Source organism: Pseudomonas sp. FW305-7, from assembly GCF_058786735.1.
In genome coordinates this window covers 44,691-51,131 of the sequence record NZ_JBYSZA010000038.1, presented here as the reverse complement: position 1 = coordinate 51,131, position 6,441 = coordinate 44,691, and the positions used below count along the sequence as shown (strand labels likewise).

The 6,441-nt window shown below is 58.0% G+C and carries 5 protein-coding genes and 1 pseudogene; 5 read left to right on the top strand and 1 reads right to left on the bottom strand.

Going from position 1 to position 6,441, the window contains the following annotated elements:
- From AC3WMT_RS28445 to mnmH, 4 genes and pseudogenes are all read left to right on the top strand, one after another.
- Nucleotides 1-1,071: pseudogene (locus AC3WMT_RS28445) on the top strand (toxin VasX); the annotation flags it as partial.
- On the top strand, nucleotides 1,061-2,185 hold the full coding sequence (locus AC3WMT_RS28440; RefSeq protein ID WP_103306671.1) for a hypothetical protein: 1,125 nt from the start codon (nucleotides 1,061-1,063) through the stop codon (nucleotides 2,183-2,185). The pseudogene AC3WMT_RS28445 and the gene AC3WMT_RS28440, both read left to right, overlap by 11 nt.
- Nucleotides 2,186-2,313: 128 nt before the next feature.
- Nucleotides 2,314-3,348: a selenide, water dikinase SelD gene (selD, locus tag AC3WMT_RS28435; RefSeq protein ID WP_103306670.1), complete on the top strand. Its 1,035-nt coding sequence runs from the start codon at nucleotides 2,314-2,316 to the stop codon at nucleotides 3,346-3,348.
- Nucleotides 3,348-4,451 carry a tRNA 2-selenouridine(34) synthase MnmH gene (gene mnmH / locus AC3WMT_RS28430; RefSeq protein ID WP_103306669.1) on the top strand — a complete coding sequence of 368 codons (1,104 nt, stop codon included), beginning with the start codon at nucleotides 3,348-3,350 and terminating at the stop codon, nucleotides 4,449-4,451. The genes selD and mnmH overlap by 1 nt, the downstream gene beginning before the upstream one ends.
- Before the next feature lie 132 nt (nucleotides 4,452-4,583).
- Here mnmH and AC3WMT_RS28425 read toward each other — a convergent pair whose 3' ends face one another.
- Nucleotides 4,584-5,258, bottom strand: coding sequence for a histidine phosphatase family protein (locus AC3WMT_RS28425; protein ID WP_103306668.1), 675 nt, complete (start codon nucleotides 5,256-5,258; stop codon nucleotides 4,584-4,586).
- Between the two features lie 345 nt (nucleotides 5,259-5,603).
- Between AC3WMT_RS28425 and AC3WMT_RS28420 the strand changes: the two genes are divergently transcribed.
- The gene (locus AC3WMT_RS28420; RefSeq protein WP_103306667.1) at nucleotides 5,604-6,302 is read left to right on the top strand and encodes a glutathione binding-like protein; all 699 of its coding nucleotides are present in this window, start codon (nucleotides 5,604-5,606) and stop codon (nucleotides 6,300-6,302) included.
- Nucleotides 6,303-6,441: the final 139 nt, after the last annotated feature.

Here is a 6,441-nt window from a genome sequence, read left to right as displayed (position 1 = left end):
GCTCGTAGCACTGCGCTTGTAGCTGCGCTTCAACCTCATGCCTTGCAGCATGTATATGTGCAGATGGGGAAGTTGCACATAGGGCTAGGCTTTTTAAACTTCTTCTTAGGGTTGGTGGCTTCCACAATTAGTCTTCGCACACAACACAAGAACTGGGAGCAGGCTACTCGAAGTGGAAATCGAGCGGCGAGTAACAGTGCAGCACTTGGTACATTCGGAGCAGGTGGAATGGTGACAGTCAACGCCTATGGCTTGAGCAACACCGCCCACGCCACGTTCAAGGTATTGACTGCACCGAATCGTGCCGCGCGAACTGCCGCTTGGGCGGCCGCGGGCACACGTCTGTCCACTGTATTTTTCCGCTTCAATCTCGCAGGGGCGCTGTTCACTGTGCTTGAGCTGAGCGGCACCTGGCTATTTAACCGCTACAACCTAAGCGCTCACGATAAATGGCTGCAAATCACGCCTTGGAGCCGGGATGCGGAAATGTGCGGTGATCACTCACTGGATGACTATCAAAAGTATCTGGCTTTTCTGATTCACGCGCCTTACGCCCAACTTGGCCCAAACCCGTACGACTCTTGGCTGAAAAAACTGTTGTTCAAAGCCAAACCCAGCGATATCCATCTGGTGCTGCCAAGACTGACGTTGAGTGATCTGCTGCCTCCCTTTGGCGGTAAGTCGACACATCGTCTAGGCATCGGCGCTCACCGTATTTCTCTGCCATTACACAGTCAAGGAGCGCCCCGAGAACGCAAGGACATAATCAGCGATGAGGTCGTAAGTAGCTTGCGCATCGTAAAGTCATCCCCGGAGGGACTCGTGCTCTGTCTTCAGTACCCGGTGGGTCTCGGTTCTGAATTTACGCCTGCCAGAGAGACGCTGGAACTGGCAGTCTGCATACAAACCTTGAATACCAACGGTGAGTGGTCATCGCGAACACGCGTCATACATTTGGACCCTCGGGGTGAGGGACATTTTTCGGTGGTTTCTCCTCAGTTGATTAAAGAGTCCCCACCAGTTTTGCTTGTCGAGACCCAATTTCTGGAACTGGCCGATCATGCCGAGTAATCACGATGTGCCCGTCCATGAACGGCTTGAGCAGCAGCGAGCAGGAGATGTCGAGCCCTTTCCGAGTGGAAAGATTACCTATCTCGCACCGCTGCCTCTTCCAACACCATTGCCGCCATACGGTCCTCATATAGGCGAGCTGAATAATGTTTATATGGATTTTGGGTTGGGATTACCGCAGGTGTTTTCGTGGCAGGTCATATTGGGAGGACCGTTGAGTGGCACTTTTATGACCGCTTGTTTGTTCCCTCTCATTGGCGGTTTCATGTTCTTTTTATTTGGGATGGGATGGGGTGACATCTCTCACGCCATAGTGGGCCTTTTTCAGGAGGCTTACGGAGTCTCTTTAATTGCAGGCTTTCTAAGTCTCTTCATAGGCCTCGCCGTCTGGCATCACAACCACAAAAAACGCGCCTCAATCATCCCAACCCGCTTCAACCGTCAACGCCGCGAAGTCTGTTTCATGCCCGAAGGCGAAACCGACCCCGTCTTCGTCCCCTGGGAATCCCTCTCCGCCTGGATCATCGAAGCCCAAGGCGCGACCCAATATGGCCTCCACCGCCAATACGGCATGGGCATCGGCTTCTACCACGGCGAAACCCTCACCAGCCTCGAATTCCCCTGCGCCGGCCTGCCGCTCGCCATCAGCCATTGGGAAGCCATTCGCGGCTACATGGAATACGAGGTCAACGACCTCAAATCGATTCAGGACCTACAAGACCTCCAAGGCCCCGACGACCCGCCCCACGAAGGCCTGCACACCTTTCGCAACGCCCGCGCTCGCATGCACCAGCAGATACGCGATAGCTCGCGCACTCGGCTGTCAGGGTTTTTCTGGTACCTGTACCACGTCATGACCCTGTGGACGATTCCCAACCGTCTCGTCGAATGGGAAGTGCGGCGCCTCGAAAGGATTGGCAAGCAGACGTTGCCCGAATCCATGCGCGAATGGTCGGAGCCGCTGCCGGAAGATCAATGGGCCAAGCCGAGTGAGGAGTTGCTGCGGCTGAGTGAGCAGGTAAGACAAATGCAAAAACGCCAACCGCACCGGCCCATCACGGAGATTTTTGCCGAGGTCCAAAAAACATCATCAGCCGGCAAGCGTCGTGCATGAAAGTTATGCAGGTCAGTGAGCAATCGGGCAGCCATTTGCTCGCGAAGGGGCCTTGGCATTCAGCGCAAAAATCAGCTTTCCTGCGCTCTGCTAGAATTCGCCCCATTCCCCAGCCTGAGACTGCCCCCATGAGCGAGCCGATTCGTCTGACCCAATACAGCCACGGTGCCGGTTGCGGCTGCAAGATTTCCCCGCAGGTGCTGGAGGTGATTCTGGCCGGTAGCGGGGCGCAGAATCTTGATCCGAAACTGTGGGTCGGCAATGCCTCGCGTGATGACGCGGCGGTCTACGAGATCGATGCCGAGCGTGGCGTGGTGTCGACCACCGATTTCTTTATGCCGATCGTCGACGATCCGTTCGACTTCGGCCGCATCGCTGCGACCAACGCGATCAGCGACATTTACGCCATGGGCGGCGACCCGTTGATGGCGATTGCGATCCTCGGCTGGCCGGTCAATGTGCTGGCGCCGGAGGTGGCGCGGGAAGTGATTCGTGGCGGTCGCGCGGTGTGTGATGCGGCGGGCATTCCGTTGGCGGGCGGGCACTCGATCGATGCGCCGGAACCGATTTTCGGCCTCGCCGTCACCGGTCTGGTGGAAAAGCGCCACATGAAACGCAATGACACTGCGACCGCCGGTTGCCTGTTGTACCTGACCAAACCGCTGGGCATCGGCATCCTCACCACGGCGGAGAAAAAGGGCAAATTGCGCCACAGCGATGTTGGCGTCGCCCGCGACTGGATGTGCACCCTGAACAAACCCGGCAGTCGCTTCGGCAAACTCGCCGGCGTCACTGCAATGACCGACGTCACCGGTTTCGGCCTGCTCGGGCACCTGGTGGAAATGGCGGACGGCAGTAAACTCACTGCCCGTATTGCTTACGACCGGGTGCCGCGTCTGGACAGCGTCGAGTACTACCTCGATCAGGGCTGTGTGCCTGGCGGTACGTTGCGAAATTTCGACAGTTATTCGTCCAAGGTCGGTCGCGTGCAAGAGCTGCACAAACGCGTGCTCTGCGACCCGCAAACCAGTGGCGGTCTGCTCATTGCTGTTACCCCAGAAGGCAATGACGAGTTTCTTGCCCTGGCCGAAGAACTGGGCCTGAACCTTGCGCCAATCGGTGAACTGGTCGAGCGACAGACGAACGCAGTCGAGGTGATTTGATGTTCCGCGACTGCACCGATTACCGCGATATTTTCCTCAACGACCGACCGCTGATGGACGCCCGCGCGCCGGTCGAATTTCACAAAGGCGCGTTCCCCGGCGTGGTCAATCTGCCGCTGATGAATGACAGCGAGCGGCAGAAGATTGGTACTTGTTACAAACAGCACGGGCAGCACGCCGCCATCGAACTGGGGCATCAACTGGTGTCCGGCACGGTGAAGGCCGAGCGCATTCAGGCCTGGGCCGAGTTCGCCCGGGCTCACCCCGAGGGCTTCATTTATTGTTTTCGTGGCGGCTTGCGTTCGCAGATCACTCAACAGTGGCTGCGTGACGAGGCGGGCATCGATTACCCGCGCATCGGCGGTGGTTACAAGGCGATGCGCAGCTTCCTGATCGACACGCTTGAGCAGGCCATCGCCCAGTGCGATTTCGTCTTGCTGGGCGGCATGACCGGCACGGGCAAGACCGAAGTGCTGGTGCAATTGCGCAACGGGCTGGACCTGGAAGGTCACGCCAATCATCGCGGCTCAAGCTTCGGCAAACGAGCCACCGGGCAGCCGTCGAACATCGATTTTGAAAACCGCCTGGCCATCGACATTCTGAAGAAGCGCGATGCCGGTATCGGGCAGTTCGTGTTGGAGGACGAGAGCCGGGTCGTCGGTAGTTGTGCCTTGCCGTTGCCGCTGTATCAGGGAATGCAGCAGTACCCGATGGTCTGGCTGGAGGATCGCTTTGAAGATCGTGTCGAGCGGATCCTGCGTGATTATGTGGTGGATCTGTCGGCGGAGTTTTCGCTGGTGCATGGCGAGCAGGGTTTTGCCCTGTTTGCCGAGCGCTTGCTGGACAGTTTGAACAACGTGCAGAAACGTCTCGGCGGCGAGCGCCATCGACGGATGCTGATCCTCATGGAAGACGCTCTGGCCGAGCAGGGCCGCAGTGGTGCTGTGGATTTGCACCGGGGCTGGATCGAAGGCTTGCTGCGCGAATATTACGACCCGATGTATGCGTTTCAACGCGAGAAGAAGGGTGGGCGGATCGAGTTCGCGGGGGAGCGCGGGGCGGTACTTGAGTACCTGTGGGAGCGGCTGAGTCAGCCGGGTTGATGGCGTATTGACTGGCCCTTCGCTGGCAAGCCAGCTCCCACAGGTCTTGAGTGATGCCCATAGTGGCGGTCACCACAAAACGCTGTGGGAACTGGCTTGCCAGCGATGAGGCCCTGACTGACAGCAAAAAACTCAGGTCGGGCAGGTCGCCTTGCCATTATCCAGCCCCTGCTTGTAGCTGTGGCTCTGCAGGCTGGCCTTGCCGTTGTGCCACGTCAGGGTCAGCACATACAGCGAATCGAAGTCGTTGCCCGCCCAGTCATCGGTGATGTTCTGTTTCTTGCCGACCGCGTTACCTGCAACCTTGTTGATCAGTTCCGGCAGGTAGCCGTGAGACCAGGCAGTGTAGATCGTCGAGTTGTGGTATTTGTCTTCGAGCAGTTCGCGCGCCAGATCGCTGGTGTCGTTGGCCGAGAACTCGATATTCACCGGCAGGCCGAGCTTGATCGCGGCCGGGCTGATGGTCATCAGCGGGCGAATATAGCTGTAGGAATTGTCCAGCTCGCCTTCCTCGACATTGCGTGTCGGGTTGGCGGCGAACACATAATCGGCCTTGCCGAATTTTTCCGGCAGCAGCGTCGACAGGTCGATGGCCCGGTTCAGGCCTTGGCAATTGAGCTGGCCGAGACCGCCTTCGGGTTTTTCCGCGTGACGCAGGAACACCAACGTCTGGGTGCCGTCCACCGTTTGGGCACGGCTTTCGCTGGATTCCAGCGACAGGAACAGCGCGCTGACCGCCAACAGGGAGGGCAGGGCCACATACGCGCGATGTTTGAAACGTTTGGCGAAACGCATAAGGTTCGTCATGAAATAAAAGAGTCTTCAGCGTGTTCGATTAAGGCTGACAAACCTTTGCACCACGGGCTCCCAGCACCGGGTGGTTTCCATGTCGTGAAGCGCTTCCTCTGCAACAAGGGCATAGCTCAGAGTCCCCTGAGGCCCTTTTGGTTCGATCCGCAAGCGTGCGCGGCACTCTAACGGCAACCTGGATCGGCTTGCGGAGGAGATTAATCACTGAATGTTACGGTTCCTGTAGACGCTGCCGCAGGCTGCGACCTTTTGATCTTGCTTCAAAGGTCAAAATCAAAAGATCGCAGCCTTCGGCAGCCCCTACATTATGATCAGCCTTTAATTTGTGACTGGATGCTTCCCATGACCGATCTGTCCGCGTTCCCGATCACCCAGAAATGGCCGGCGCAGTACCCTGACTGGATTCAGCTCTATTCCCTGCCGACCCCCAACGGCGTCAAGGTCTCGATCATGCTTGAAGAGATCGGCCTGCCGTACGAGCCGCACCGTGTCGGTTTCGACACCAATGACCAGTTGTCCCCGGAATTCCTGTCGCTGAACCCGAACAACAAGATCCCGGCGATCCTCGACCCTCATGGCCCTGAAGATCAGCCGCTGCCGCTGTTCGAGTCCGGCGCGATCCTGATTTACCTGGCGGACAAAAGCGGCCAGTTGCTGGCCCAGGAGGGGGCGCTGCGTTACGAAACCATTCAGTGGCTGATGTTCCAGATGGGCGGTATCGGCCCGATGTTCGGCCAGCTCGGTTTCTTCAACAAATTCGCCGGCAAGGACTACGAAGACAAGCGTCCGCGTGACCGGTACGTCGACGAAAGCAAACGTCTGCTGAAGGTGCTCGACACACGTCTGGAAGGCCGCGACTGGATCATGGGCGAGCGTTACACCATTGCCGACATCGCGACGTTTCCGTGGGTGCGCAATTTGATTGGTTTTTATGAAGCGGGCGATCTGGTGGGCATCAGCAACTTCCCCAATGTGACTCGTGTGCTCGAGCGCTTCCTGGCGCGGCCGGCGGTCACCCGAGGCCTGACCATTCCTTCTTGAATGACACATGACTCTGTGGGAGCTGGCTTGCCAGCGATGAGGCCGGCAAGTCGACATCCATGTTGACTGACCCACCGCCATCGCTGGCAAGCCAGCTCCCACAGGGTTTTATGGTGGTCTGGAGGATTGTTGCGCGCTC

Bases quoted from the DNA above. Each gene is read 5' to 3' on its own strand.
- AC3WMT_RS28440 (WP_103306671.1), top strand. From the start codon at position 1,061: ATGCCGAGTAATCACGATGTGCCCGTCCATGAACGGCTTGAGCAGCAG.
- selD (WP_103306670.1), top strand. From the start codon at position 2,314: ATGAGCGAGCCGATTCGTCTGACCCAATACAGCCACGGTGCCGGTTGC.
- mnmH (WP_103306669.1), top strand. From the start codon at position 3,348: ATGTTCCGCGACTGCACCGATTACCGCGATATTTTCCTCAACGACCGA.
- AC3WMT_RS28425 (WP_103306668.1), bottom strand. From the start codon at position 5,258: ATGACGAACCTTATGCGTTTCGCCAAACGTTTCAAACATCGCGCGTAT.
- AC3WMT_RS28420 (WP_103306667.1), top strand. From the start codon at position 5,604: ATGACCGATCTGTCCGCGTTCCCGATCACCCAGAAATGGCCGGCGCAG.